The organism is Actinoallomurus sp. NBC_01490, assembly GCF_036227085.1.
In the GTDB taxonomy this organism is placed as follows: domain Bacteria; phylum Actinomycetota; class Actinomycetes; order Streptosporangiales; family Streptosporangiaceae; genus Actinoallomurus; species Actinoallomurus oryzae.
Window position 1 is genome coordinate 6,063,154 of record NZ_CP109433.1, and the last position, 25,805, is coordinate 6,088,958.

The following is a 25,805-nucleotide window of genomic DNA, read 5'->3' on the forward strand; positions in this document are numbered from 1 at the left end:
AGAGGAATTGGCGTGGACAACAAGACCGTCGTACGGGACTTCTTCGCGGCCATCAGCGAGCGCCGGGCCGATGACCTCCCGGCCTTCATGGCGTCCGGCGTCATCGACCACAACAAGATGATCCATGGCGAGCCCGACGAGCCCGGTGCGGCCTTCGAGGGCATCCGGATGCAGCTCGCGGCGTTCGACCCGCTGCGGCTGCGCGTGGAGGAGCTGGTCGCCGAGGGGGACCGCGTGGTCGCCCGCCTCACCATGTCCGGCACGCACACCGGCACCCACGTCCGCATGCCGGAGCCGACCGGGCGCAGCTTCGAGAACGAGGCCATCTTCCTGTTCACCCTCGGCGACGGAAAGATCACCGAGATCCGTGGCGTCAGCGACCGTCTGGGCCTGTTCCTCCAGCTCGGCTGGGACTGGCCGGCCATCGACTAGCGGACCGGCGCCTCTCCCGGCGGTCCGTCAGGGGCCCGTGCGGTCGTGCGTGCGTTCGGCGACGAGTGCCGCGAAGCCGTCGAGCACGCACCGCAGGCCGAACGCGTACGCGTGGTCGGGATCGTACGCCGCCTGGTGCGCCTCGCCCGCCGCGCTGCCGACGCGTGTGGCGAGCGGGTAACGCTCCGGGTCGAAGACGCGGGCGAGGAGGGGGGCGTTGGCCGCCCACCACTCCGCGTCCGACATGGCGCTGTCGCGGGCGGCCGCCTCCTTGTCGAGGGCGGTGCGGGCCGTCGACTGGACGAACGCGAGGAGGTGGGTGAGCGCGGCGTCCATCTCCACGTCGTCGAGGCCGAGCCCGTCGAACGCGCCGAGCTCGTGCTCGTACTTGGCCATCGTCCCGGGCCCCAGCGGCGGGCGGGTGACGGACAGGGCGGTCATCCAGGGATGCCGGCGGAAGAGCGCGCGGTTCTCGTGGGCGACGGCCTCGACGCGCGCCCGCCACGGGGTGCCGGCCGGGTGCTCGGTGCGGGGCATCCGCCGGTAGGCGGCGTCGACCATGAGGTCGAGCAGCTCGGCCTTGCCCGGGATGTAGGTGTAGAGCGTCATCGGCACGACGCCGAGCCCCTGGGCGACCCGGCGCATCGTCACGGCGTCCAGGCCCTCGGCGTCGGCGATGTCGATCGCGGCCCGGACGACGGCGTCGATGCTGAGCCGCGGCTTCGGCCCGCGCCCGGCCGTCTCCCGGCCCGCGTCGCGCCACAGCAGCTCGAGAGTGCGCGCCGGGTCGCCCGCGCCGCCGCGGTCCTTCGCGTTCGCCATGGACCACATCCTGCCGTCGCCTCCCGCGCCGCGCGAACCGCGATCGCGTGCAGACGGCGTGTCACCTCGGCCCGGTCCGCACCGGCGTCGCCGACGTCTTCGAGCCCGTCACCGGCCTGTACGGACGCTGCGAGTGCCGGCGGCGCGGAACGCCGTCATCATGGAGCGGACCCCCGCGAAACGGAGCAGATCGTGTCCGTCCCCGCCTCCCGTCCCACCGGCGCGCCCGGCCCTGCGCTGCACGAGCACCTGACCTGCGTCGCCGCCCCCGCGACCTGGCTGTCCCCGCCCGACGGCCGGCTCGCCGGCGGCCCCGGCGGCCTGTACGTCGCCGACCGCCGCGTGCTGTCGCGGCTCGTGCTGACCCTCGACGGCACCGAGCCCGAGCCCCGCGGCGCCGAGACGCTCGGCGCCGATCGCGTGCGCTTCACCGGCGCCTGCGGCGCCCTGACGGTCGAACGCGTCCGCGCCGTACGGCACGACGGCGGCACCGAGCGGATCACCGTGCGCAACGGCGGCGATGCCGCCACGGTCACGCTCGCCGTGGCGGCGGCCACCGACCTCGCCCAGATCAGCGACGTCAAGGCCGGCGACCCGCCCCCGCCGGAGACGCCGCTGCACGACGGCGCCGTCGTGACCGGCCCCGACGGCTACGAGGTGCGGCTGGAGGGCCGTACGGAGGCGGCCCTCGTGCTGGAGCCCGGCGGCGCGTTCACCACGACCCTCACCGTACGGGCCGTGCCGCCACCGGTGCCGGGGTTCCGCCCCACGCCGCCGGACGGCCCGCCGCCGTGGGCGCGGACGCCCCTGACCGTGCGTTCGGCCGACCCGCGGCTGGACGCCCTGGTCGCCCAGGGGGTCGCCGACCTCGGCGCCCTGCTCCTCGCCGACGAGGGCGACCTGTACTGCGCGGCCGGCAGCCCCTGGTACCTCACGCTGTTCGGCCGCGACGCCCTGTGGGCCGCCCGGCTCGCGCTCCCGCTCGGCCATGAACTGGCCGCCGGCACCCTGCGGACGCTGGCCCGCCACCAGGGCGCCGGCCACGACCCGGTCACCGAGGAGGAGCCCGGCAAGATCCCGCACGAGCTGCGCCCCGCGTACGCGCCCGGGCGGCTGCCGCCGGTCTACTACGGCTCGGTCGACGCGACGGCCCTGTTCGTGGTGACGCTCGCCGAGGCGTCGCGCTGGGGGATGCCCGCGCAGGAGGTCGAGGCGCTGCTGCCGGCCGCCGAGCGCGCGCTGGCCTGGCTCGGCACCTTCGAGGAGTTCGTCTCCTACCGCGGCTCGGCCGAACGGCTGCCCAACCAGGGCTGGAAGGACTCCAGCGACGGCATCCAGCACCTGGACGGCACGTCCGCGACCCCGCCGATCGCCCTGTCGGAGGTGCAGGCGTACGCCTACCAGGCGGCCGTGCTCGGCGCGGACCTGCTCGAGGCGTACGGCCGCGACGGCGACCGGCACCGGCGCTGGGCGCGGGGACTGGCCGCCCGGTTCCGCGCCCGGTTCTGGCTGGAGGACGGCTACCCGGCGATCGCCCTCGACGGGACGGGCGCGCCGGTCGACGGCCTGGCCTCCAACGCCGGCCACCTGCTCGGCACCGGCCTGCTCGACCGCGGGGAGGAGGCCCGCGTCGCGCGGCGGCTCGGAGAACTGAACTCCGGCTGGGGCCTGCGGACGCTCACCGGCGACGCCGCCGGGTTCGACCCGCTGTCGTACCACCGCGGGTCGGTCTGGCCGCACGACACGGCGATCGCGATGCTCGGCCTGAGCCGTTCGGGCCATCGGGAGCAGGCCGCGGAGCTGGCGCGCGGGCTGATCGCCGCGGCGCCCGCGTTCGGCCACCGGCTCCCGGAGCTGTTCGGCGGCCAGGCCCGTCGCGACGGCGCGGCGCCGGTGCCGTACCCTACGGCCTGCCGCCCGCAGGCATGGAGCGCCGCGGTGTCCGCGGCGCTGGTCACGGTGCTGTTCGGCCTCCAGCCGGACGGGCCGGGCCAGGTGACGGCCGCGCCGCTGCCGGGCTTCGGCCCGATGACGGTCACCGGCGTACGGGCGGGGACGGAGACGCTGACCTTCACGACCGGGGGCTGAGACCCCGTCCGGGCGCTCTCGCCGGCCGGCGTGTTCGTCGTGTCACGATCGGAGGTAGTGCAGGACCGCCAGCACCCGGCGATTGTCGCCCTGCGAGGGCGGGAGGTCGAGCTTGGTGAAGATGCCGGCCACGTGCTTTTCCACCGACCCGGTGGAGATGCACAGGCTCGCGGCGATGCCGGCGTTGGAGCGGCCCTCGGCCATCAGGGCGAGCACTTCACGCTCGCGCAGGGTCAGCATGCCCAGGCCGGGCCGGCGGCCGGTGCGGAGGAGCAGGCCGACGACCTCGGGATCGAGCGCGGTGCCGCCTGCGGCGACGCGAACCAGTGCGTCGGTGAACTCGGCCACGTCGGCGACCCGGTCCTTCAGCAGGTAGCCCATCTTCGCGGCACCGCCCTCGAGCAGCCGGGCGGCGTACCTGGGCTCGATGTACTGGGAGAAGACCAGCACCCCGGTCGCCGGATGGTCGCGACGGATGTCGATGGCCGCGCGCAGCCCTTCGTCGGTGTGGGTGGGCGGCATCCGGATGTCCACCACCGCGACGTCGGGACCGTGCTCGGCCACCGCGGTGAGCAGCGCCTCGCCGTCGGCCACGGCGGCGCACACCCGATGGCCACGGTCGGCGAGCAGCCGGATGAGGCCCTCCCGCATCATCGCGGCGTCTTCGGCGATCACGACACGCATGCCCTGGATGCTTTCACGCGTGCGGCGGCAGCCGGATGCTGACGCGGGTCGGCCCGCCGGGCGGGCTGGCGATGTCCATCTGGCCGTCGACGGTGCCGACCCGGTGAGCGAGCCCGGACAGGCCGGTGCCGCGGGCCGGGTCGGCCCCGCCGACGCCGTCGTCGGTCACGACGAGCAGCAGGCACCCGTTCGGCTCGGCCACGTGGATCGTGATCGTGTTGGCGTGGCTGTGCTTGACGGCGTTCGCGAGCAGCTCGGCCGCGCAGAAGTAGGCGATCGTCTCGATCGCGGGCGTGGGCCGGCTGGGGATCTCGGTGGTCACCTCCACCGGGATGGCACTGCCGACGGCGAGGGTGGCCAGCGCATCGGACAGACCGGTGTCGAGTATCGGCGGGTGGATGCCCCTGGCCAGGTCGCGCAGCTCGCCGAGGGCGTCTTTGGCCCCCTGGTGGGCGGCCTCGACCAGCTCGCGGATCTGGGCGAGTTGGCCGAGGCCGTCGTCGCCGAGCTTCTCCTTGGCCAGGCCGAGGTTCATCGCGAGCGCGGCCAGCCGGGCCTGCGCGCCGTCGTGCAGGTCGCGTTCGAGCCGGCGTAGCAGCGCGGCGGAGTCGTCCACCGCCTGGGCCCGGGTCTGCTCCAGGTCGCGGACCCGCTGCATGAGCCTGCCGGGGCCGAGCAGATTGCGGATCAGCCACCGGTCCGCCAGCACGACCGCCCTGGTCACCCAGGGCGCGACCAACAGCGACGCCGCGCCCGCCGCGAAGACGAGGAGCGTCCCAGGGTAGGTGGTGATGTGGAACGGGTGGCTCCGAAGCGGAGTGAGGAACGGAACCGGACTCAGGTGGACGTCGGGCGGGTGGTTGCGGAACAACCCCCACCAGAATGGGTAGCTCAGGTTGACCAACCCGGTGCCCCAGTATTCGACGGCGTACAGGCCCAGCACCGCGACCGGCACTCTCAGCAGCAGGTACGCCACGGCGCGCCAGCCGGCGCCGTCGCGGAGCCTCGCGTCCAGCCGGCCGAGAACGCCCTGGCCGGGACGGAACGACGGCGGCTCCGCGACGCGCTCGCCGAGCAGCCGAGCGGTCAGACGGCGATGGAACGAGCCGAGCCGCCGCGCGAGGCGGGGTGCCAGAACGAGCAGCACCAGCGCACCGGCGGCCAGGCCGGCGAACGAGACGTTCTCCGGCTTGGCCGGGCCGGGCCCGAGGAATCCCATGACGATGAGGAACGCGAGGGCGCCGACCGGCACGGCGATGCCGGTCGGCGCCGCGACGACGAGGTACAACAGCTCGGCCCGAGCACGGCGGGTGAACGGCTCCGTCGCGATCGCGGTGAGCGTTCTCCGGACACTCGGCGGGTCCGTGGCCATCGCGCTCATCCGTTCATTGTCCGCTCAGGCGTCCCGGCGGACCAGCAGCCATGCCCCGGCCCCCAGCACGACGGCGGCGTACAGGCAGAGCATGGCGAGCCCGGACCACGGCGACAGGATGTGATGGTGCGCGTCGCCCTGCGGCTTGACCGCGCTGAGCGAGGCCCCCACGATCGAGATCGGAACATACCCGATCACCGGCCGGGCGATCGTGACGATGAACTGCGCCACCACGAACACCCCGCCGACGAGTACGGCGATGGCGGCGGCGGTGTGCCGGACGATGGCGCCGATACCGAGACCGAGCAGCCCGATCAGGCACAGTCCCACACCGGTCAGCACGACCGCTCGCAGCACCCCCGGCTGGCCGAGTGAAGGGGGCGGCACCCTGGCGGGCAGGGCGGCCCCGCCGGCCAGGAAGGCGAGGAACGCCCCGGCCTCTCCGAGCACCAGCACCGAGGCCCCGTACACCGCCGTCTTCGCGGCGAGCAGCAGCCGCCGGTCGGGTACCGCGGCCAGTGTCGACCTGATCGCGCCGGAGGAGTACTCACCGGTCATGACGACCACACCCAGGACGCCGATCGTGAGCATCCCGGGGATCACGCCGGCGAGCGCGTTGTTCGTCAGGTCGCCGGAGGCGTTCTTGGTGCCGGCTCCCACGACGACGGCCATGCCGACCGCGCCGGCGAAGGTGATCGCCAGGGTCCACCACGTCGAGCGCAGGCTCCACAACTTGACCCATTCCATCCGCGCCGCATGCCGGAAGCGGTAGTGCCCGGCCGGTGTCCGTGACTCCCACGTGGCGGTGGTCATGACATCCCTCCTCGTCTCGGTGCTTCGAGATCGCTGCCCCGGGCCGCCGGGTCACCTCGATACTCGGCGCTGTCACGTGTCAGCGCGAAGAACGCGTCCTCCAGCGAGACCGACCGGGCGGACAGCTCGGCGACCGACGTGTCCGCGAGCAGCCGCCCTCGGCCGATCACTACGAGATGCTCGGCGGTCAGCGCGATCTCGCTGATCAGATGGCTGGAGACGAAGACCGTACGGCCTTCGGCGGCCAGCGCCTTCATCAGGTCGCGTATCCAGCGGATCCCCTCGGGGTCCAGCCCGTTGACCGGTTCGTCGAACAGCAGTACGCCCGGGTCGCCGAGCAGCGCCGCGGCGACGCCGAGCCGCTGGGCCATGCCGAGGGAGAACGCCCCCGCTCTTCTCCGCCCGACGTCGGCGAGCCCGACGGCACCGAGGACCTCCTCCACCCGGCGGTCCGGGATACCGTTACCCGCCGCCAGCGCCCTCAGATGGGATCGGGCGGACCGGCCGGGATGAAACGCCCTGGCTTCGAGCAGGGCCCCGACCTCCCGCAGCGGCCAGCCCAGCTCGCGGTACCGGCGCCCGCCGATCAGCGCGTCTCCGGAGTCCGGCTCGTCCAGGCCGAGGATCATGCGCATCGTGGTGGACTTCCCCGAACCGTTCGGGCCGAGAAATCCGGTCACGACGCCGGGCCGCACCTCGAAGTCCAGCCGGTCGACGGCGACGGTGGATCCATAGTGTTTGGTCAGACCACGAGCTTCGATCACAAAACCTCCCCATGTCGGGACATGGGGGCAACGCTACGAACCCAGGACGCCGCGGAGAACGAGGCAATCGCCCGACTTCATCCGGGGGATTTCCCCCACCGCACACGATCACCAGGCTTCCCGAAGGAGGGCGTGGTGCGGAGGATCAGCCGGGGTCGCCACCGCCGCGGCGGCGCAGGTAGCGTTCGAACTCGCGGGCGATCGCGTCGCCGCTGGCCTCGGGCAGTTCGGTGGCGTCCTTCTGCTCCTCCAGCGCCCGGACGTACTCGGCCACCTCGGTGTCCTGCTCGGCCAGTTCGTTCACGCCGCGTTCCCAGGCGCGGGCCTGCTCGGGAAGGTCGCCCATGGGCACCGACACGTCGAGGAGGTCCTCCACCCAGCGCAGCAGGGCCAGCGTGGCCTTGGGGGAGGGCGGCTGGGCGACGTAGTGGGGCACGGCCGCCCACAGCGACACCGTCTCCAGCCCGGCCGTGGCGAAGGCGTCCTGCAGCACGCCGAGCACGCCGGTGGGGCCCTCGTAGCGGGCCGGCTCGAGCTGCAGGCGGCTGGTCAGGCCGGTGTCGCTGGAGGCCGCGGTCACCGGCACGGGCCGGGTGTGCGGCGCGTCGGCCAGCAGCGCGCCGAGCAGCACGGCCGTCTCGACGCCGAGCTCCAGCATGATCCCGACGATGTCCTGGCAGAACGACCGCCAGCGCATGTTCGGCTCGATGCCGTGGACGAGCACCACGTCGCGGTCGGAGCCGGGCAGCTTGGCCACGGACATCCGCGTCGTCGGCCAGCTGATGCGCCGGGTCTTGCCGTCGACCAGCTCGACGGTGGGCCGCGTCACCTGGAAGTCGTAATAGTCGTCCGGGTCCAGTGCGGCCAGCGGGGTGGCACCCCAGCTCTCCTCGAGATGCTGGATCACACCGCTCGCCGCTTCACCGGCGTCGTTCCACCCCTCGAAGGCGGCGATCACCACCGGCTCGACGAGCTCGGGCACATCGTCGAGCTCGACCACGCGCTGCCTCCTCATCGGTGCGTCCGTTACACGACATCTCAAGCCTATGTCCTGTAAGCCGCTCGATGCCCACCCGAGATCACCCGGGTGGGCCCGGAGGCGTCACTTGCCGTCGGTCGTACGGACGATCAGCACGTCACAGCGGGCCCGGTGGGACAGGTTGGCCGGGACGGAACCCAGGAGACGGCCGGCGAGGCTGTTGAGCCCCCGGTTGCCGACGACGAGCAGGTCGACGCCGCGCTCGTCGGCCAGCTCCAGCAGGGTGTCGACGGCGTCACCGGCCACGGCGACCTCCTCGACGTCCCGGGCGCCGGCGGCGATGGCCCGGTCGCGCGCCGCCCGCAGGGCGTCGTCGGCGGGGGTGGACCCCTCGACCTTGTAGGCCAGGTCGCCGAGCTGGTCGCCGGCGCGGGCGCGTTCGCGGTCCGGCATCGGGTGGTAGGCGCAGACCATGATCAGTTTCGCGCCGGCATCGGCCGCGACGCGCCCCGCGGCCTCGACGGCGAGAAACGATGAGGGGGAACCGTCGGTACCGACGAGAACCTTGCGGTACGAAGCCACGGATGCTCCTTAGGGCCGCCGTTGTCTGCCTTGTTGGAGATTGTGTCAGTAGGACAACGCCTCAGGGGTCCAACGGTGACGCGGCGACCGTGAGGTCGATCACCGCCGCGCGTCCCGGCGGCGCGCGGCGGAGCGTGCCATCACGCGAGCCTGCCCGCCGACGAGCGAGAACGCGGTCGTAGAGTCGGCCCCATGACGAAGATCTCTGATACGGAACTCGACGTCTTCCCGCTCTGCCTGGGCGGCAATGTCTTCGGCTGGACCGCGGACGAGGACGCGTCCTTCGCGGTGCTCGACGCGTACGTGGCGGCGGGCGGCAACTTCATCGACACGGCCGACCTGTACGCCGGCGGCGAGTCCGAGAAGATCATCGGCAGGTGGCTGGCCCGGCGGGGCCGCCGCGACGACATCGTGATCGCCACCAAGGTGGGGATGACGGGGGAGCGGGCGAACCTCAAGCCCGCGACGATCCGCGCCGCCGCCGAGGACTCGCTGCGGAGCCTGGGCGTCGACCACATCGACCTGTACTACGCGCACCGCGACGACCTCGGCACGCCGATCGAGGAGACCCTGACCGCGTTCGACGAGCTGGTGCGCGAGGGCAAGGTCCGCTACATCGCGGCCTCCAACTACGAGGCGCCGCGCCTCGCCGCCGCTCTGAAGATCTCCGACACCGAGGGCCTGGCCCGCTACGTGGCCCTGCAGCCGCACTACAACCTCATGGAGCGCGGCTTCGAGGAGGACCTGGCCGGCCTGTGCGCGCAGGAGAACCTCGGCGTGATTCCCTACTTCGGCCTCGCCCGCGGGTTCCTCACCGGCAAGTACCGGCCGGGCGGCCCGGAGGGCGACAGCCCGCGCGCCGAACGCGCCCGCGAGTACCTGAACGACCGCGGCGTCGCCGTGCTCGGCGCCCTCGACGAGATCGCCGCCGCCCACGACACGAGCCTGGGTGCGGTGGCCCTCGCGTGGCTGCTGGCCCAGCCGACCGTGGTGGCGCCGATCGCCAGCGCGCGCAACACCGAGCAGCTCGCCGCGCTGCTGCCCATCGCCGACCTGACGCTCTCCGCCGACGAGCTGGAGCGTCTGGCCGGCGTCTCCGCCCGACCTCGCCAAGAGCACATCTGAGAGGGCGCCCGGAACCCCGTGCCCCGCTCGCGCCGGGCGAGGGTCCCGGGCGGCCTCCTGCGGCCTCGCGTGCCCGCCGGACGGCTGGCGTGAGAGGCCAGGCGCCTCGCATAGGCTCGGTGCTCCCGATCCCCCGGCGCGCCGAGGAGGCGATGCAGGTGCTTGAGGCGGTCCTGTTCGACATGGACGGGCTGCTCGTGGACTCCGAACGACTCTGGTACGAGAGCGAGGCCGAGGTCATGGCCGACCTGGGCGCTCCGTGGGGTCCGGAGGACCAGGAGTCGCTGGTCGGTGGCTCGATCGCCCGCACCGTCGCCTACATGCTGGCGCGCACCGGCCCGGTCGCCGACCCCGAGGACCTCGGCCGCCGGCTGCTGGCCGGCATGGCCGAGCGGCTGCGCGCGAACGTCCCGATGATGCCGGGCGCCAAGGAACTGCTCGATGAGGTCCGCGAGGCGGGCGTCCCCTCCGCCCTGGTCTCCTCCACCCACCGCGCGCTGATGGAGTACGCCCTGGACGGCATCGGCCGCGACCGCCTGACCGTCACGGTCGCGGGCGACGAGGTCGCCCACACCAAGCCCCACCCCGAGCCGTACCTCACCGCGGCGCGGATCCTGGACGTCGACCCGCGCCGCTGCGTCGCGCTGGAGGACTCCCCGAGCGGCGTCGACAGCGCCACCGCGGCCGGCTGCCACGTCGTCGCCGTGCCCAGCGTGGTCGCGATCCCCGAGGCTCCCGGCCGTACGGTCGTGTCCTCACTGCGCGAGGTCGACCTGCCCCGCCTGCGTTCCCTCGTCGGCTAGAGGCTCCGGGCCGTCCCGAGGGTGACGGGGAGGGTGCGGAGCCCCCGGTTGCGGAAGGAGTTCCGCCAGCGCAGGTCGTCCTCGGCGACGGCGAGCGCGAGGTGCGGGAAGCGCCGCAGGAGTGCGCCCACGCCGACCTCGACCTCCATCCGCGCCAGCGACGCGCCGAGACAGTAGTGGGGACCGTGCCCGAATCCGAGGTGCGGGTTGTCGGCGCGGCCCAGGTCGAGGCGGTCCGCGTCGGGGTAGCGGTCCGGGTCGTGGTGGGCCGACACCAGGGAGAGCATGACCGTCTCTCCCGCCGGGATCGTCACCCCGCCGAGTTCGATGTCCGTCACGGGGAACCGCCGGATCGCCAGCTGCGGCGGCGGATCGAACCGCAACAGCTCGTCCACCGCCGCCGGGGTCGGCTCCGCGCGTGCCCGGGCCAGGGCCTCCGGCCGGGTCAGCAGCGCGACGAGGCCGTTGCCCAGCAGGTGCATCGTGTTCTCATAGCCGGCGAACAGGACCAGGAACGCGGCGGAGGTCAGTTCGTTCTCGCTGAGCCGGTCCTCCTCGTCGCGGAGCTGGACCAGCGTGCTGAGCATGTCCTCGCCCGGCGCGGCGCGCTTGGCCGCGATCAGGTCGACGATGAAGCGGTACAGCGAGCTCAGCGCGTCGCGTGCCTGCCGCGGGGTCTCCGGGGCGAGCAGGCCGTCGGTCCAGGAGCGGAATTCCCGCCGGTCCGCCGCGTCGACCCCGAGGAGCTCGCAGATCACGGTGATCGGCAGTGGTGCGCAGTAGGCGGGGAGCAGGTCGACCTCGTCGCGTCCGTCGAGAGCGTCGAGCAACTCGTCGGCGATGCGCTGTACCCGGGGCCGCAGGCGCTCGACCTGACGCGGCGTGAACCCCTTCGCCACGATCCGGCGCAGCCGCGTGTGGGCCGGAGGATCCATGTTCAGCAGGTTCGCGTCCAGGGCGGGCGGCAGCGAGAACCCCTTGTACCCGCCGCTGGAATGCGCCTTGTCCAGCGACAGTCGCGGGTCGGCGAGCGCCTTGCGCACGTGGTCGTACCGGGTGACCAGCCACACCTGGGTGCCGTCGGGCGCGAGGGCGCGATGCACGGGTCCCTGTTCGCGGAGCCGGGCGTACGTGGCGCGGGGCGCGGTGACGAACTCGCCGTCGATCTCTATGGGCTGCACCGGCCCCAATCTACCGACGTCCCCCGCACCGTACGATCCGGTCCGTCACGTACCGTCACCGGCCCCGGCGGCCGGTGCGTCCGGCGCGCGGTGGACGGGTGCCGGGGCGACGGGGACGGGACGTACCGCGGGACGGCGAGGCGGACGGCACAGCGCGACCACCACCAGGCCCGTGCCGCCCGCGAACGTGATCGCCAGGTCCGGCGGCACGAACTCGCCGAGCGCGCCCGCCGTGGCGAAGCCCACGCCCTGCGTCACCATCAGTCCCGCGGAGTTCAGCGCGTACGCGCGCCCGAGCAGCTCCGGCGGGGTCACGTCGAGCAGCAGCTGGTCCAGGCCGAGCACGTACGCGCCGCAGAGCCCGGCGGCGGTCAGCAGGACCAGCGCGGGAACCAGCGGTGGACGTACGGCGAAGAACGCGAGGGGCACGAAGCCGCAGGCGGCCAGCGGCGCGCTCAGCCGGGCGCGGCGGGCGGCCGGGATCAGCCAGATCCCGGCCAGCTCGCCGAGGACCGTGCCCACCGGGTCGGCGGCCAGCCACCATCCGGTCGCGGAGGCCGGCAGTCCCCGCCCGGCGACGGCGGGCGCCGCGAGCGCCTCCGGCCACGTCGTCAGGAACGGCACCAGCCAGCCCAGGAGCAGGACCCGCCGCAGCGGCCCGTTCGCCAGCACCCGCGTCACCCCGCGCAGCGAGTCCCCGGCGAGCGAGCCGCCGGCCCCTCCGCGCGCCGGCCGCCGCGCGAGCAGGACGCGCAGCACCAGCGCCGAGGCCGTGAACGTCACGGCCTCCACCCCCAGCACGGCGCGCGGCGGCAGGGCCGCCAGCAGTCCGCCGCCGGCCGCGTACCCGGCGACCTGGGCGCCCTGCCCCACCAGCCGCAGCAGCGAGCGCGCCGGCACCACCGCGTCCGGCGGAAGAACGTCGGCGACCAGCGCGCCCCGTGCCCCGGTCGCGACCGGGGTCAGCAGGCTCATCGCGAACAGCAGCGCGAACAGCGCCGGCACCGGCACACCCGGCACGGTCATCGCCGCGACGATCGCGGCGCAGCCGAGGTCGCACCCGACCAGCAGCCGCCGCGACGGCACCCGGTCCACCAGGCCGGACAGCAGCGTCCCGCCGAACAGGTACGGCAGGAACGTCGCCGTGAAGACCAGCGCCGACAGCAGCGGCGAACGCGTCTGCCGGTAGACCAGCACGGTCAGCGCCAGCCCGGCGACGACGTAGCCGAGCATCGACACGACGAAGGCGCCGAACAGCGCGCGGAACTCGGCGGAGGCGAACGCGTCGCGGTAGCGCCCCGCCCGGGGGATGGTGCTCACGCCCCGAAGCTGGCAGAACCTACGCTGAGGGGCGAAAGATTCGTTAGGGGGCGAATGTCGTGGCCGTGACCCGCCTCGTGGCGAGCGGCGGCGATCTGCTGCGCTGCCGGTTCGCCACCTCCCCGCTGTGGGAGACGGCGAACGCCGTGCGCGCGTTCGTCGACCCGCGCCCCCGCCCGTACCTGCGGCCCTGGTGGGAACAGGTGCGCGGCACCCCGCCGGCGCACCGGCTGCTCGCCGTGCAGTCCCCGCGCGGCTACACACCCGACTTCCTCAGCCCGCCGCCGCGTGAGGCCGCGCTCTCGGTGGAGGACCAGCTCGCCGCCGTGCGCGCGACCCCGCCCGAACAGGTCCGGGCCGAGCTGCGCCGCGTCCACCCGTGCCGGTCACCGGCCACCGTGCGCGCGATGATCGCCGACCCGGAGGCGGCACGCGACGCTCTCGTCGCCGAGCTGGAGGACGCCTGGCGCCGGCTGGTGCTGCCCTGGTGGCCGCGGGTGCGGGAGCTGATCGACGCCGACATCGAGTACCGCTCACGGCTCCTGGCCGCGTACGGCCTCGGTCACGTGGTCGCCGGCCTGGACGAGCGCATCCGATGGGCCGGGCAGTCCATCGTGATCGAGCCGGCCGGTGACGACGTCGAGCGGGATCTGGACGGCGACGGGCTGATCCTCATGCCGAGCGCCTTCGTGTGGCCCAGCGTCGCGGCGATCGTGGACCGGCCCTGGCAGCCGACGCTGGTCTACCCGGCCCGGGGCATCGGCGCGCTCCTGGGCGGGCGGGCGACGGCCCCGGCCCCGCTGGCCCGGCTCCTCGGCCGTACCCGGGCCCTGATCCTCGCCGACCTCGCCGAGCCGGCCACGACCGCGGCGCTCGCGGCCCGGCACGGGCTGGCGCCCTCCACGGTGTCGGCGCACCTGTCCGCGCTGGAGGGCGCGGGCCTGCTGACCCGGCGCCGTGCCGGTCACGAGGTGCGGTACCGGCGTACGCCGCTGGGCCGGGCGCTGGCCGAGGGGCTCATGCCGGGGGAGTAGCCCGAACCGTCCCCTGGAAGGAGTGGGATTCGCGTCATTACGTGTAACCATGGGAGGGCCAGCCGTACGAACGGATCCGTCCCAACGGGGTGCCGCCATGAGCGAACGCAGTGAGCGAATCGATGACACAGCGCGCTCGGTCACTCCTCCGACGGAGGAGGTCTCATGAGCGATTTCTTCCTCTTCTCGATCAGCCTGGCCGTCACGGTGCTGGGGCTGGCGGGCAGCTGGGCGGCCGCCCGCCGGCGTGGGGCGGCCTCCGGTCTGCGCGGTGCCGCGTGGTCGCTGGTGCCGCTGGGCGCCTACCTGACCGGCCTGACGAAGTTCCTGGCCGACCTGGTGTTCAGCCCGGTCAAGTGGGCGGGAGTGATCGTCCTGGGCCTCGGTGCGGTGCTGTACGTGACCTCCGGCGTGATGCTGCGGCGGGGCGGCGGCGCGAAGGAGGGATCCGGCCGCGTCGATGCCGGCCGTGGCGACTCCGGTGGCGCGCCCAAGGCGGCGTCCAAGGGCCGGGCCAAGCCGGCGGTCGAGGAGCGGAAGGCGGCGGCCGACCCCGATCTGGCCGAGATCGAGCAGATCTTGAAGAACCGCGGGATCAGCTGATGACCTGCGGAAACGTGGGGCCGATGTGACCCACGTGTGACGGCGTGCCTGCACATGTTCACGAGCGTGTAACACCGAATGTGGCCTTGATGACGACGAGATCACAATCGAGACACGGGTACTAGCGCCGACCTGCTCCCGGGCATGAAAGTCGTCCCGGGAGAGGTAGGTTCCCTCTCCAATGGGCGCGTATGGGCCTCATATGTCCTGTTTCGCATATGGGGTGGCCGATCGCTCCATTGACGGCAACGCCGCCGAACGTGGGAGGTACCCCTAGTGACCGAGCGCAGTGAGGGAACCGTTCGACACAGCACTTTGGTCACGGTGCCGATGAAGGAGGTGCCGTGACCGCACCGATCGAGGTGTCGGGTTCCGAGGCCGAGGCGCAGCCCGAGGCCGTGCTCGCGGGCATGGGCGGCAAGGTCGAGGGCCGTTCGCTCGGTCAGATCGCCTGGATGCGGCTCCGGCGCGACAAGGTGGCCATGGCCGGTGGTGTCGTGGTGATCCTCCTGGTCCTCATGGCGATCTTCGCTCCGTTGCTGACGTCGTGGTTCGGCCACCCGACGAGCGAGTTCCACCAGGACCTGATCGACCCGAACCTCCAGCGTCCGCTGCACGGGCCCTGGCACTCGGGCATCAGCGGGAAGTTCCCGCTCGGGATCGAGCCGACGAACGGCCGTGACATCTTCAGCCGGATCGTGTACGGCGCCCGGATCTCCTTGCTCATCGCATCCCTCGCGACGCTGCTGTCGGTCGTCATCGGATCGACCCTCGGCATCATCGCCGGCTACTTCGGCGGCTGGGTCGACACCCTGATCGCCCGCGCGATGGACGTCTTCCTGGCCTTCCCGCTCCTGCTGTTCGCCATCGCGCTCGCCGGCGTGGTTCAGGGCAAGGTGTTCGGGCTGTCCGGCAACGGGCTGCGCATCGGCCTGCTGATCTTCATCATCGGGTTCTTCAACTGGGCCTACATCGGCCGGATCATCCGCGGGCAGACCCTGTCGCTGCGCGAGCGGGAGTTCGTCGACGCCGCGCGCTCGATGGGCGCGCGGGCGCCCTACATCCTGTTCCGCGAGCTGCTGCCGAACCTCGTCGCGCCGATCCTGGTGTACTCCACGCTGCTGATCCCCACGAACATCCTGTTCGAGGCGGCGCTCTCCTATCTCGGGGTGGGCGTCAACGAGCCGACGCCCACGTGGGGCGGCATGCTCGCCCAGGCGGTTCCGATCTACTCGGTCGACCCATGGTTCATGATCGTTCCCGGCCTGGCGATCTTCATCACCGTTCTCGCCTTCAACCTGTTCGGCGACGGGCTGCGCGACGCCCTGGACCCCCGTGCCCGCTGATCACAGATGTGCCGATCGGACCGACTCTCAGCGTCGTTCCCCAAGGAGGAAGACAACCAAATGAGGAGAAGAACGCCTTTGGTGGCGGTGGGCGCCGCGCTCGCCCTCGCCCTGGCCGCGTGCGGCGGCACCGGCGGTTCCAACAGCGGTAGCGGAGGGAACGGCAAGTTCAACGAGGGCAACACCTCGGTGGTGAACGCGTCGACGAAGACCGGCGGCACGCTCCGCATCGGCACCGCCTCCGACTGGGACAGCACCGACCCGGCCGACACCTACTACGGGTGGTCCTGGGACTTCATCCGCCTGTACGGCCGGGCGCTGACGATGTTCAAGACCGTGCCCGGCAAGGACGGCCTGCAGCTGGTCCCCGACCTGGCCCAGAACCTCGGTCAGCACAGCGCCGACTTCAAGACCTGGACCTACAAGCTCAAGCCGGGCGTCAAGTACGAGGACGGCACGCCGGTGCGCGCCCAGGACGTCAAGTACGACGTCGAGCGCACGCTGGACAAGAACACCTTCCCGGACGGGCCGACGTACTTCGGTGACTTCCTCGACACCAAGGGCTACTCGTCGCCGTACAAGGACAAGACCCCGGGCAAGCTCGGTCTGAAGGCGATCGACACGCCGGATGACAACACGATCGTCTTCCACCTGAAGAAGGCGTTCGCCGGCTTCGACTACTTCGCGATGCTGCCGGCCACCATCCCGGTGCCGCAGGCGAAGGACACGGGCACGAACTACAAGCTGCACCCGGTGTCCACCGGGCCGTACAAGTTCGAGAACTACACGCCGGGCAAGCAGCTGAACCTGGTCCGCAACACCAACTGGGACCCCAGCACGGACCCGAACCGCAAGCAGCTGCCGGACCGCATCCAGGTGCAGATCGGCGTCAACGCCGACGACCTGGACAACCGGCTGATCGCCGGTTCGGCGGACATGGACATCCAGGGCCTGGGGCTGGGCGCCGCCGCCGCGGCCAAGGTCCAGTCGAACCCCAACCTGAAGAAGAACGCCGACTCGGCGGCGACCGCCCGGCTGGACTACGTGGCGATCTCCTCCTCGGTGCCGCCGTTCGACAACGTCCACTGCCGGAAGGCCGTGGAGTACGCCACCGACAAGCAGGCGATGCAGACCGCCTACGGAGGCCCGCTGTCCGGTGGTGACATCGCGACCCACCTGATGATGCCGCTGATCCCCGGCAACCAGGACATCAACCCCTATCCCTCCGGGGCGGACAACCACGGCGACGTGGCCAAGGCCAAGCAGGAGCTGCAGGCGTGCGGTAAGCCGAACGGTTTCAGCACGGTCATCTCCGCGCGCACCGAGCGGACGAAGGAGCTCAACGCCGCTCTCGCGCTCCAGCAGGGTCTGCAGAAGGTCGGCATCAAGACCGAGATCAAGAAGTTCCCCTCGGGCGACTACTTCAAGCTCTACGCCGGCAAGCCGGAGTACGTGAAGGACAACGGCATCGGCCTGATCATGATGTCCTGGGGCGCCGACTGGCCGGAGGGCTTCGGCTACCTCTCGCAGATCGTCGACAGCCGCGTCATCCGGAGCGCGGGCAACACCAACCTCGGCGTGAAGGACCCGGCCGTCGACCAGCTGCTGGACAAGGCGGCGGTGACCGCCGACATCACCGCCCGCGGTGCGCTGTGGGCCCAGATCGACGCGAAGGTCATGGACGACGCCTACATCGTGCCGTTCCTGGATGAGAAGCACCTGCTCTACCGGCCGGCCACGGTGAAGAACGCGTACGTCAACCAGGGCCTCAACGGCTTCTACGACTACGCCCAGCTGGGCGTGAAGTAGCCGTCGGGCAGAACCGTCCATAGAAGGCAGGTGAAGGCATCGGTGGACGGCGGGAGCTAACCGGCCCGCCGTCCACCGCAGCCAGGGACTGTGGTCAACTTCCTCATCCGGCGACTGCTCGCCGCCATCGCCCTGCTCATCATCGTGAGCATGGTGACCTTCGCCATCTTCTTCCTCGTCCCGAGGCTGACCGGTGCGAGCAGCGCGGACCTGGCCTCGCGTTACGTGGGTAAGAGCGCGGGCCCCCAGGCGGTCCACGAAGTGGAGATCCGGCTCGGCCTGAACCGGCCGGTGGTGGTCCAGTACTGGGACTTCGTGAAGGGCATCGTCGTCGGGGCGCACTACGACTTCGGCCCCTCGAAGGTGTACTGCGCGCCGCCGTGCTTCGGCTACTCCTTCATCAACCAGACGCCGGTCTGGCCGGACCTGCTCGACCGGCTGCCGGTGACGCTGTCCCTGGCGGGCGGCGCGGCGGTGATCTGGCTGCTGTTCGGCGTGACCACCGGCGTGATCTCCGCGCTCAAGCGGGGCAGCGCGGTCGACCGGGTGTCGATGGGCGTCGCCCTCGCCGGGGTGTCGCTGCCGATCTTCTTCACCGGGCTGCTGTCACTGGCGATCTTCCGGGACCACCTGCAATGGTTCCCCGGCGCCGGCACCTATGTCGGGCTCACCCAGAATCCGGCGACCTGGGCCGCCAACCTCGTGCTGCCCTGGGTCACGCTGGCGTTCCTGCAGGGCGCGTTGTACGCGCGGCTGACCCGCGCCGGAATGCTGGAGACGATGGGGGAGGACTACATCCGCACGGCACGCGCCAAGGGCCTGCCCGAACGCGTCGTGATCACAAGACACGCACTGCGGGCCACCCTGACGCCGGTACTGACCATCTTCGGCATCGACCTGGGCACGCTGCTCGGCGGCGCGGTGCTGACCGAGGGCACCTTCTCCCTGCCGGGGCTCGGCAAGTTCGCGATCGACTCGATCAACAACAACGACCTGCCGCGGGTCCTCGGCGTCGTGATGATCGGAGCGTTCTTCATCGTGATCGCCAACCTCGTCGTGGACATCCTGTACGCGGTGATCGACCCGAGGGTGAGGCTCTCATGACGGAACCGGAGGCGACGGTGGAGGCGCCGCGGGCGTTCCTGGAGGTCCGGGACCTGCGCATTCACTTCCCGACCGACGACGGGCTGGTCCGGTCGGTCGACGGGCTGTCCTTCTCCCTGGAGCGCGGCCGTACGCTCGGCATCGTGGGGGAGTCGGGCTCGGGCAAGAGCGTGACCAGCCTCGGCCTGCTGGGCCTGCACAACCGCAAGAACGCCCGGGTCTCCGGTGAGATCTGGCTGGACGGGCAGGAGATCGTCGGCTCGTCGGCCGACCAGGTGCGGCGCATGCGCGGCCGGAAGATGGCGATGATCTTCCAGGACCCGTTGTCGTCGATGCATCCCTTCTACACCATCGGCGCGCAGATCATCGAGGCGTACCGGCTGCACAACGACGTCTCCAAGCAGGTCGCCCGCAAGCACGCCATCGACATGCTCCACCGCGTCGGCATCCCGCAGCCGGACAAGCGGGTCGACGACTACCCGCACCAGTTCTCCGGCGGCATGCGCCAGCGCGCGATGATCGCGATGGCGCTGTCGTGCGACCCGGAGCTGCTCATCGCCGACGAGCCCACGACGGCCCTCGACGTGACCGTGCAGGCGCAGATCCTCGACCTGATCCGCGACCTGCAGCAGGAGTTCAACTCCGCGGTCATCATCATCACGCACGACCTCGGCGTGGTCGCCGAGCTGTCCGACGACATCCTGGTGATGTACGGCGGCCGATGCGTGGAGCACGGCGACGTGGAGGAGATCTTCCACGCGCCGGAGCACCCCTACACCTGGGGCCTGCTCGGCTCGATGCCCCGCCTGGACCGGGACCGCTCCGAGCGGCTCCTGCCGATCAAGGGCAGCCCGCCCAGCCTGATCAACGTGCCGCAGGGCTGCGCGTTCAGCCCCCGCTGCGCGTACGCGGAGCTGAACCAGGGGCGCAGCGAGACCGAGCGCCCGGAGCTGCGCGAGGTCTCGCCCGGGCACCGGGTCGCCTGCCACCTGGACCGGCAGGACCGGCGGCGTCTCTGGGACGAAGAGGTACGGCCGAAGCTTTGAACGAGGAGACCGCGGGAGACATGGTGACGACACCTGACACGACGGTGGTGGAGGAGCCGCGGCCGTCGGGCCCGGAGGGTGACGCCCTGCTGGAGGTCAGCGGGCTGCGCAAGCACTTCCCGGTGACGCGCGGCGCGGTCGTCAAACGTCAGGTGGGCGCCGTCAAGGCCGTCGACGGCGTCGACTTCACCGTCCGTACGGGCCAGACCCTGGGCCTGGTGGGGGAGTCCGGCTGCGGCAAGACGACCACCGGCCGCATGATCACCCGCCTGCTGGAGCCCACGGACGGCCGTATCGTCTTCCAGGGCCGCGACATCACCCACGTGTCGCAGGGCGCGATGCGCCCGCTGCGCCGCGACATCCAGATGATCTTCCAGGATCCGTACTCGTCGCTGAACCCGCGCAAGACGGTCGGCTCGATCGTCGGCGCGCCGTTCCACCTGCAGAAGGTGGCGACCGAGGCGGGCGTGAAGAAGGCGGTGCAGGACCTGCTCGACGTGGTGGGCCTCAACCCCGAGCACTACAACCGGTATCCGCACGAGTTCTCCGGCGGGCAGCGGCAGCGCATCGGCATCGCCCGCACGCTCGCGCTGCGGCCGAAGCTCATCGTGGCGGACGAGCCGGTGTCGGCCCTGGACGTCTCGATCCAGGCGCAGGTCGTCAACCTGCTGGAGGACCTGCAGGACGAGTTCGACCTGACGTACGTGGTGATCGCCCACGACCTGTCGGTGGTCCGGCACATCTCCGACCAGGTCGGAGTCATGTACCTGGGCAAGATGGTGGAGCTGGGCGACAACGAGAGCCTGTACGGCGGACCCATGCACCCGTACACGGTGGCGCTGCTGTCGGCGGTCCCGGTGCCGGACCCGAGCGTCCGCGGCGGACGCGAGCGGATCCGGCTGCAGGGCGACGTGCCCAGCCCGCTGAACCCGCCGCCGGCCTGCCGGTTCCACACCCGCTGCTGGAAGGCCCAGGAGGTGTGCGGCCAGGTGGAGCCGCCGATGGTGGAACTCCGGCCGGGTCACCAGGTCGCCTGCCACTTCCCGGAGAACGCCCCGGCGGACGCCGAGAGCCGCGTCGCCAAGGCCGCCGGTATCGCCTGACGGGTCACCGCCCGCATGCCGTGCGTGGTGAACGTCTCACTTCGTGCGCTTGGTGCAATGATGCACTGGTTGCAATGATTTACGGGTGACAGGCAGATTCGCGGCATGCGTGGCGGTGCTCGTGCTCGGCCTGGCCGGGTGCGGCGGCGGGCAGGGTGGCGGGGTCCGGGCGGACACCACGTTCGATCAGGCGTCGACGCGAACCGTGCACCCCTCGTCGAGCCGCGGCGGCACGCTACGGCTCCTCATGACCGACGCGCCGGTCTCACTCGACCCCGGCGACCTCGGGTTCGCCTACGGTGCGGACCTGGCACGCCTCTACGCGCGCTCGCTCGTCACCTACGCCCCGGCCCCCGGCGCCGCCGGCCTGCGGCTCGTGCCCGACCTGGCCGAAGGGCTCGGCATGCCCAGTGACGGGGGCCGCACCTGGACCTACCGGCTCCGCCCCGGCCTGACCTACGAGAACGGCCGCGCCGTACGCGCGCAGGACGTCAAGTACGCGGTCGCGCGCAGCAACTACACCGCCGAGCTGAACGACGGCCCGCACGACCTGCGCGACGTCCTGTCCGGAACCTACTGGGGCCCGTACCTCGACGCGGACCTCGACCACTTCACCGGCGTCACGACGCCCGACGACCGCACGGTCGTCTTCCACCTCGGGCACCCGTTCGCCGACTTCGACCACCTGGTGGCGAGCCCGCAGACCGCGCCCGTGCCGCGCGACGCCGACGCGAGACGAAAGTATGAGAAGCACCCCCTGTCCACCGGGCCGTACCGCTTCTCCCGCAATGACATCGGCGAGGGCTTCACCCTCGTCCGCAACCCCGAGTGGAAGAACGGCCCCGCCCGCCCGGCGCTGCCCGACCGGATCGAGGTCACCGAGAAGGTCGCCGCCGCCGACGTCGACGCCCGCCTGCTGGGCGGCGGCGCGGACGCCGACCCGACCGGCGCGGGCGTGCTGCCCCGGACCCGCGCGAGCATCCTGGCCTCTCCCGCCGAACACGCGCGTGCCGACGACCCGCTGACCGGCCTCGTGCGGTACGCCATGCTGCCCCGGGGCGTACGGCCCCTGGACGACGTGCACTGCCGCCGTGCCGTGCAGTACGCCGTCGACCGCGCCGCGGTACGGGCCGCGTACGGCGGCCCCGCCGCCGGCGATGTCGCCACGACCGCGCTGCCCCCCACCGTCATCGGGTACCGCGCCGCGAACCCCTACCCGCACGACCTCGCCCGCGCGCGGCAGGAGCTGCGGGCCTGCGGCCGGCCGGACGGCTTCCACACCGGCCTGGCGGTACGCAGCGACCGGGCCGGGGACGTCGCCGCCGCCGGAGCGCTGAGCCGCGCGCTGGACGCGGTCGGCATCACCGTCCAGGTCACCAGGCTGTCGCCGTTCCAGTGGGGGAGCACGGCCGGCTCACCCGCGTACGTGCACGCCCACCAGCTGGGCATCGTCCTGGACGCGCAGGCCGCGACGTACCCGACCGGGTACGGCTTCCTGGCACCGATCACCGGCGCGGTCACCAGGACCGCCAACCGCGACATCATGGAGCTGCGCGACCCGCGGCTGAAACGGATCCTCACCGACGGCCTGAAGACCACCGACCCGGCCCGCCGCGCGAGCGCCTGGGCGGAGGCGGACCGGCAGCTGATGGCGGACGCCGCACTGGTGCCGCTCCTCGACGAGCGGACCGTCACCTACCGCCCCGGCTCGCTGCGGAACGTCTACGTCCACCCCGCCTACGGCATGTACGACCTGGCCGCCCTCGGCCGCTGACCCGCGGGGCCCGCGGCGGAGCCACCACAGGCGGGTCCTCCGCCCCGAGGACGAGAACACCGGCCTCGCCGCGGACCGGGGAACCCGCGGCGCCGGACCGGGCCGCACGGGCCTCGCGGCGGGCGTCCGGGCCGGGGGCGCTACGCCTGGCCGGGCTGGATCAGGCCCGTCTCGTAGGCGAACACCACGGCCTGGACGCGGTCGCGCAGTCCCAGCTTGGCCAGCAGGTTCCCCACATGCGTCTTGATCGTCGTCTCGCTCACCACGAGCTGCGCGGCGATCTCGGCGTTGGACAACCCCCGCGCCACATGCCGCAGCACCTCCAGCTCCCGCTCGGTCAGCATCGCCAGGCCCCGCGGCGGCGCCTCCTCCCGTACCGACGGCAGCCGCGTCGCGAACCGGTCCAGCAGCCGCCGCGTCACGCTCGGCGCCACGATCGCGTCCCCGCCCGCCACGATGCGGATCGCCGTGACCAGGTCCTCCGGCGGCGCGTCCTTGAGCAGGAACCCGCTCGCCCCGGCCCGTACCGCCTCCACGACGTACTCATCGAGGTCGAACGTGGTCAGGATCAGCACCCGTGGATCGTGCTTGGCCGCCTCCTCGCGGACGATCCGCCGCGTCGCCTCGATGCCGTCCACACCCGGCATCCGGATGTCCATCAGGACCACCTCCGGCAGCAGCGTGCGGGTCAGCTCCACCGCCTGCGCGCCGTCGCCTGCCTCGCCGACGACGGCGATGTCCGCCTCACCCTCCAGGATGAGACGGAACCCGGTGCGCAGCAGCGGCTGGTCATCGACCAGCAGCACCCTGATCGTCACGGAACCTCCAACGGGAATCGGGCGCGGACCTCGAACCCACCGCCCGAACGCGGTCCGATCCGCAGATCGCCACCATAGAGGGCGACCCGCTCACGCATGCCCATCAGCCCATGCCCGTTGCCGCCCCCGCCCGGCCGGCCCAGGCCCGCCACCAGCCCCCGGCCGTCATCCTCCACCTCGATCTCCAGCTGACGGTCGGCGTACTGGATGCGCACCCACGCCCGCGCCTGCGGCCCGGCGTGCTTCAGGGTGTTCGTCAGCGCCTCCTGCACCAGCCGGAACGCCGCCAGATCCACGCCCGGCGACAGCGACCGGCTCTCACCCTCGATCCACAGCTGGACCTGCAGGCCGGTCTCGCGCAGCTGCTCCACCAGGCCGCTCACGTCGTTCACGCCCGGCTGCGGCGACAGCTCGCTGCGCGCCGGCTCCGCCTCGGTGCGCAGCACCCCCACCAGCCGCCGCATCTCCCCGAGCGCCGTACGGCCCATCTGCTCGATCGTGGACAGCGCGTCCTGCACCGCCTCCGGGTCGCGGTGCAGGATCCGCCGCGCCGCACCCGCCTGAACCGTCATCACACTCACATGATGGGCCACCACGTCATGCAGCTCACGGGCGATCCGCGAACGCTCCTCCGCCCGCGCCGCCCGCGAGTCGGCCTCGCGCGCCCGCTCCAGCCGCCGCGCCCGCGCCTCCAGCTCATCCAGGTACGCCCGGCGCAGCCGCAGGCTCCGCCCGATCCACCACCCCCCGGTGAACAGCACCGCGTTGCTCACCGCCTGCCAGAACGTGTGCCCCTGCGCGGCCATCGTGATGAGGTACGTCACCAGCGCCAGCACGCCGACCGGCAGGCTCGTGCCCAGCCCGCGGTGCGAGGCCACGGAGTACAGCGCCACCAGGCACGCCAGGCCGGCGCCCAGCGTCGGCACGTAGCCCAGCACCGTCAGCAGGACGTTCCCGGCCAGCGTGAACGCCATCACCGGCACCGGCATGCGCCGGCGCAGCGTCAGCGACATCACCACGACCGACATCAGCACCGCGCACAGCATGTCGGGGTGCTTGCCGGGAAGGTCGCCGTAGGAGTTCTGGAACGCCGCCTCGACCAGGCAGGAGACCGTCAGGAACGCCGAAACGAGCGCATCCGCGACGACTGGACGCGCACCAAGCCACGCACGACGGCCGCGAATCAGCTCGGACACGCCTCAACGTTAGGGGCTCCGGCCCGCCACGATCCCCTCCTGCACGCGGATCCGCCCTCCTCCGCAGGGAGGAGACCACGCCACCGTGGGAAGGAAGCGCGGAGCGACCACCGGGACACCCGGCCCCGCGCGCTCGCCACGGCCGGGCGCTCACAGGTCGTCGCGCTCCGGCCCCAGCGGCTCACCCTCCGCCGCGCTCCCCGCACCCGCGCTCGGCAGCGGCGGCAGCACGCCCCCGAACGACGGGCAGCGCTGCTTGTGGTCGCACCAGTCGCACAGCCGGCTCGTGCGCTCCCGCCACTCACCGGAGTCCATCGCCCGCCGGATCGCCTTCCACAGCGCCTCGACCTTGCGCTCCGTCGCCCGCAGGTCGGCCTCGTCCGGCGCGTACCGCAGGATCTCACCGTTGCCGAGATACATCAGCTGCAGCAGCCGCGGCACCGTGCCGCGCAACCGCCACAGCACCAGCGCGTAGAACTTCATCTGGAACAGCGCACGCGCCTCGAAGTCGGCCCGCGGCGCCCGCCCGGTCTTGTAGTCGACCACCCGCACCTCACCGGTCGGCGCCACGTCGAGCCGGTCGATGTAGCCCCGCAGCTGCAACCCCGACTCCAGGACCGTCTCGACGTACAGCTCGCGGCTCGCCGGCTCCAGCCGCCGCGGATCCTCCAGCGCGAAGTAACGCTCCACCATCGCGCGCGCCTCGGCCAGCCACTCCTCCCGCGCGCCCTCGACACCGGCGCCGTCCCCGGCCTCCTCGTCGTCGAACAGCGTCGCCAGCTCCGGCTCCTCGGCCAGCAGCCGCTCCCACTCCGGCCCCAGCAACTCCAGCGCCGCCGCCGGCGTCCGCGCCGCCGCCGGCATGTCGAACAGCCGCTCCAGCACCGCGTGCACGAGCGTGCCCCGCACCTGCGCCGCGCTCGGCCGCTCCGGGATACGGTCGATCACCCGGAAGCGGTACAGCAACGGGCACGTCATGAAGTCGCCCGCCCGCGACGGCGACAGCG

The 25,805-nt window shown here is 72.2% G+C and carries 24 protein-coding genes; 12 read left to right on the plus strand and 12 right to left on the minus strand.

Annotation, left to right across the window (positions count from 1 at the left end; genetic code table 11):
- Positions 1 to 12 precede the first annotated feature (12 nt).
- Positions 13 to 432: an ester cyclase gene (locus tag OG417_RS28260; RefSeq protein WP_329234626.1), complete on the plus strand. Its 420-nt coding sequence runs from the start codon at positions 13 to 15 to the stop codon at positions 430 to 432.
- 27 nt (positions 433 to 459) lie between these two features.
- Here OG417_RS28260 and OG417_RS28265 read toward each other — a convergent pair whose 3' ends face one another.
- Entirely contained in the window at positions 460 to 1,254 is a 795-nt protein-coding gene (locus OG417_RS28265; protein ID WP_329234629.1) for a TetR/AcrR family transcriptional regulator, read from the minus strand.
- A 192-nt stretch (positions 1,255 to 1,446) separates the two neighbouring features.
- On the opposite strand from OG417_RS28265, the gene OG417_RS28270 reads away from it, so the two are divergent.
- Positions 1,447 to 3,342 carry a glycogen debranching N-terminal domain-containing protein gene (locus tag OG417_RS28270; protein WP_329234632.1) on the plus strand — a complete coding sequence of 632 codons (1,896 nt, stop codon included), beginning with the start codon at positions 1,447 to 1,449 and terminating at the stop codon, positions 3,340 to 3,342.
- A 42-nt stretch (positions 3,343 to 3,384) separates the two neighbouring features.
- Here the strand turns inward: OG417_RS28270 and OG417_RS28275 are convergent, their stop codons facing one another.
- The 6 genes from OG417_RS28275 to OG417_RS28300 form a co-directional block, all read right to left on the minus strand.
- Positions 3,385 to 4,026, minus strand: coding sequence for a response regulator transcription factor (locus OG417_RS28275; RefSeq protein ID WP_329234635.1), 642 nt, complete (start codon positions 4,024 to 4,026; stop codon positions 3,385 to 3,387).
- 13 nt (positions 4,027 to 4,039) lie between these two features.
- Positions 4,040 to 5,407, minus strand: coding sequence for a sensor histidine kinase (locus tag OG417_RS28280; RefSeq protein WP_329234639.1), 1,368 nt, complete (start codon positions 5,405 to 5,407; stop codon positions 4,040 to 4,042).
- Between the two features lie 15 nt (positions 5,408 to 5,422).
- On the minus strand, positions 5,423 to 6,211 hold the full coding sequence (locus tag OG417_RS28285; RefSeq protein ID WP_329234642.1) for a hypothetical protein: 789 nt from the start codon (positions 6,209 to 6,211) through the stop codon (positions 5,423 to 5,425).
- Positions 6,208 to 6,975 carry an ABC transporter ATP-binding protein gene (locus OG417_RS28290; RefSeq protein ID WP_329234645.1) on the minus strand — a complete coding sequence of 256 codons (768 nt, stop codon included), beginning with the start codon at positions 6,973 to 6,975 and terminating at the stop codon, positions 6,208 to 6,210. The genes OG417_RS28285 and OG417_RS28290 overlap by 4 nt, the downstream gene beginning before the upstream one ends.
- A 145-nt stretch (positions 6,976 to 7,120) precedes the next feature.
- A complete protein-coding gene (locus OG417_RS28295) occupies positions 7,121 to 7,975 on the minus strand; it encodes a PAC2 family protein (protein WP_329234647.1) in 855 nt (284 codons plus the stop codon).
- A 102-nt stretch (positions 7,976 to 8,077) separates the two neighbouring features.
- Positions 8,078 to 8,536 (minus strand): universal stress protein, encoded by a 459-nt coding sequence (locus OG417_RS28300; RefSeq protein WP_329234650.1) that lies wholly within the window; start codon positions 8,534 to 8,536, stop codon positions 8,078 to 8,080.
- Positions 8,537 to 8,728: 192 nt separating this feature from the next.
- Here OG417_RS28300 and OG417_RS28305 point away from each other — a divergent pair, with 192 nt between their 5' ends.
- Positions 8,729 to 9,661 (plus strand): aldo/keto reductase, encoded by a 933-nt coding sequence (locus OG417_RS28305; protein WP_329234653.1) that lies wholly within the window; start codon positions 8,729 to 8,731, stop codon positions 9,659 to 9,661.
- A gap of 119 nt (positions 9,662 to 9,780) precedes the next feature.
- On the plus strand, positions 9,781 to 10,464 hold the full coding sequence (locus OG417_RS28310) for an HAD family hydrolase (RefSeq protein WP_329234656.1): 684 nt from the start codon (positions 9,781 to 9,783) through the stop codon (positions 10,462 to 10,464).
- Here the strand turns inward: OG417_RS28310 and OG417_RS28315 are convergent.
- The gene (locus OG417_RS28315; protein ID WP_329234660.1) at positions 10,461 to 11,645 is read right to left on the minus strand and encodes a cytochrome P450 family protein; all 1,185 of its coding nucleotides are present in this window, start codon (positions 11,643 to 11,645) and stop codon (positions 10,461 to 10,463) included. The two genes, OG417_RS28310 and OG417_RS28315, sit on opposite strands and share 4 nt — an antisense overlap.
- A gap of 45 nt (positions 11,646 to 11,690) precedes the next feature.
- Positions 11,691 to 12,965, minus strand: coding sequence for an MFS transporter (locus OG417_RS28320; protein ID WP_329234662.1), 1,275 nt, complete (start codon positions 12,963 to 12,965; stop codon positions 11,691 to 11,693).
- Positions 12,966 to 13,030: 65 nt separating this feature from the next.
- Here OG417_RS28320 and OG417_RS28325 point away from each other — a divergent pair, with 65 nt between their 5' ends.
- The 8 genes from OG417_RS28325 to OG417_RS28360 all read left to right on the plus strand — a co-directional run bounded on the left by OG417_RS28325 (position 13,031) and on the right by OG417_RS28360 (position 22,784).
- Positions 13,031 to 13,999: a DUF5937 family protein gene (locus OG417_RS28325; RefSeq protein WP_329234664.1), complete on the plus strand. Its 969-nt coding sequence runs from the start codon at positions 13,031 to 13,033 to the stop codon at positions 13,997 to 13,999.
- Positions 14,000 to 14,164: 165 nt separating this feature from the next.
- Entirely contained in the window at positions 14,165 to 14,602 is a 438-nt protein-coding gene (locus tag OG417_RS28330) for a hypothetical protein (RefSeq protein ID WP_329234668.1), read from the plus strand.
- A gap of 344 nt (positions 14,603 to 14,946) precedes the next feature.
- Entirely contained in the window at positions 14,947 to 15,948 is a 1,002-nt protein-coding gene (locus OG417_RS28335) for an ABC transporter permease (RefSeq protein WP_329234671.1), read from the plus strand.
- 60 nt (positions 15,949 to 16,008) lie between these two features.
- Positions 16,009 to 17,757: an ABC transporter substrate-binding protein gene (locus OG417_RS28340; protein ID WP_329234674.1), complete on the plus strand. Its 1,749-nt coding sequence runs from the start codon at positions 16,009 to 16,011 to the stop codon at positions 17,755 to 17,757.
- Between the two features lie 90 nt (positions 17,758 to 17,847).
- Positions 17,848 to 18,861: an ABC transporter permease gene (locus tag OG417_RS28345; RefSeq protein WP_329234676.1), complete on the plus strand. Its 1,014-nt coding sequence runs from the start codon at positions 17,848 to 17,850 to the stop codon at positions 18,859 to 18,861.
- Positions 18,858 to 19,907, plus strand: coding sequence for an ABC transporter ATP-binding protein (locus tag OG417_RS28350; protein WP_329234679.1), 1,050 nt, complete (start codon positions 18,858 to 18,860; stop codon positions 19,905 to 19,907). Before OG417_RS28345 ends, OG417_RS28350 begins: the two co-directional genes overlap by 4 nt.
- Before the next feature lie 20 nt (positions 19,908 to 19,927).
- Positions 19,928 to 21,010, plus strand: a complete 1,083-nt coding sequence (locus OG417_RS28355; RefSeq protein WP_329234682.1) for an ABC transporter ATP-binding protein — start codon at positions 19,928 to 19,930, stop codon at positions 21,008 to 21,010.
- An 85-nt stretch (positions 21,011 to 21,095) separates the two neighbouring features.
- Positions 21,096 to 22,784, plus strand: coding sequence for an ABC transporter substrate-binding protein (locus tag OG417_RS28360; protein ID WP_329234685.1), 1,689 nt, complete (start codon positions 21,096 to 21,098; stop codon positions 22,782 to 22,784).
- Between the two features lie 140 nt (positions 22,785 to 22,924).
- On the opposite strand, the gene OG417_RS28365 is transcribed toward OG417_RS28360, so the two are convergent.
- The 3 genes from OG417_RS28365 to OG417_RS28375 all read right to left on the minus strand — a co-directional run bounded on the left by OG417_RS28365 (position 22,925) and on the right by OG417_RS28375 (position 25,776).
- Positions 22,925 to 23,602 carry a response regulator transcription factor gene (locus OG417_RS28365; RefSeq protein ID WP_329234688.1) on the minus strand — a complete coding sequence of 226 codons (678 nt, stop codon included), beginning with the start codon at positions 23,600 to 23,602 and terminating at the stop codon, positions 22,925 to 22,927.
- Complete coding sequence (locus tag OG417_RS28370; RefSeq protein WP_329234690.1) at positions 23,599 to 24,798, minus strand: sensor histidine kinase; 1,200 nt, start codon at positions 24,796 to 24,798, stop codon at positions 23,599 to 23,601. Before OG417_RS28370 ends, OG417_RS28365 begins: the two co-directional genes overlap by 4 nt.
- A 150-nt stretch (positions 24,799 to 24,948) precedes the next feature.
- A complete protein-coding gene (locus OG417_RS28375; RefSeq protein ID WP_442875768.1) occupies positions 24,949 to 25,776 on the minus strand; it encodes a RecB family exonuclease in 828 nt (275 codons plus the stop codon).
- Positions 25,777 to 25,805 lie beyond the last annotated feature (29 nt).

Excerpts from the sequence above, each read along its gene's own strand:
- OG417_RS28265 (WP_329234629.1), bottom strand. The coding sequence starts at position 1,254 with ATGGCGAACGCGAAGGACCGCGGCGGCGCGGGCGACCCGGCGCGCACT.
- OG417_RS28275 (WP_329234635.1), bottom strand. The coding sequence starts at position 4,026 with ATGCGTGTCGTGATCGCCGAAGACGCCGCGATGATGCGGGAGGGCCTC.
- OG417_RS28280 (WP_329234639.1), bottom strand. The coding sequence starts at position 5,407 with ATGAGCGCGATGGCCACGGACCCGCCGAGTGTCCGGAGAACGCTCACC.
- OG417_RS28285 (WP_329234642.1), bottom strand. The coding sequence starts at position 6,211 with ATGACCACCGCCACGTGGGAGTCACGGACACCGGCCGGGCACTACCGC.
- OG417_RS28305 (WP_329234653.1), top strand. The coding sequence starts at position 8,729 with ATGACGAAGATCTCTGATACGGAACTCGACGTCTTCCCGCTCTGCCTG.
- OG417_RS28330 (WP_329234668.1), top strand. The coding sequence starts at position 14,165 with ATGAGCGATTTCTTCCTCTTCTCGATCAGCCTGGCCGTCACGGTGCTG.
- OG417_RS28340 (WP_329234674.1), top strand. The coding sequence starts at position 16,009 with ATGAGGAGAAGAACGCCTTTGGTGGCGGTGGGCGCCGCGCTCGCCCTC.
- OG417_RS28350 (WP_329234679.1), top strand. The coding sequence starts at position 18,858 with ATGACGGAACCGGAGGCGACGGTGGAGGCGCCGCGGGCGTTCCTGGAG.
- OG417_RS28355 (WP_329234682.1), top strand. The coding sequence starts at position 19,928 with ATGGTGACGACACCTGACACGACGGTGGTGGAGGAGCCGCGGCCGTCG.
- OG417_RS28375 (WP_442875768.1), bottom strand. The coding sequence starts at position 25,776 with ATGACGTGCCCGTTGCTGTACCGCTTCCGGGTGATCGACCGTATCCCG.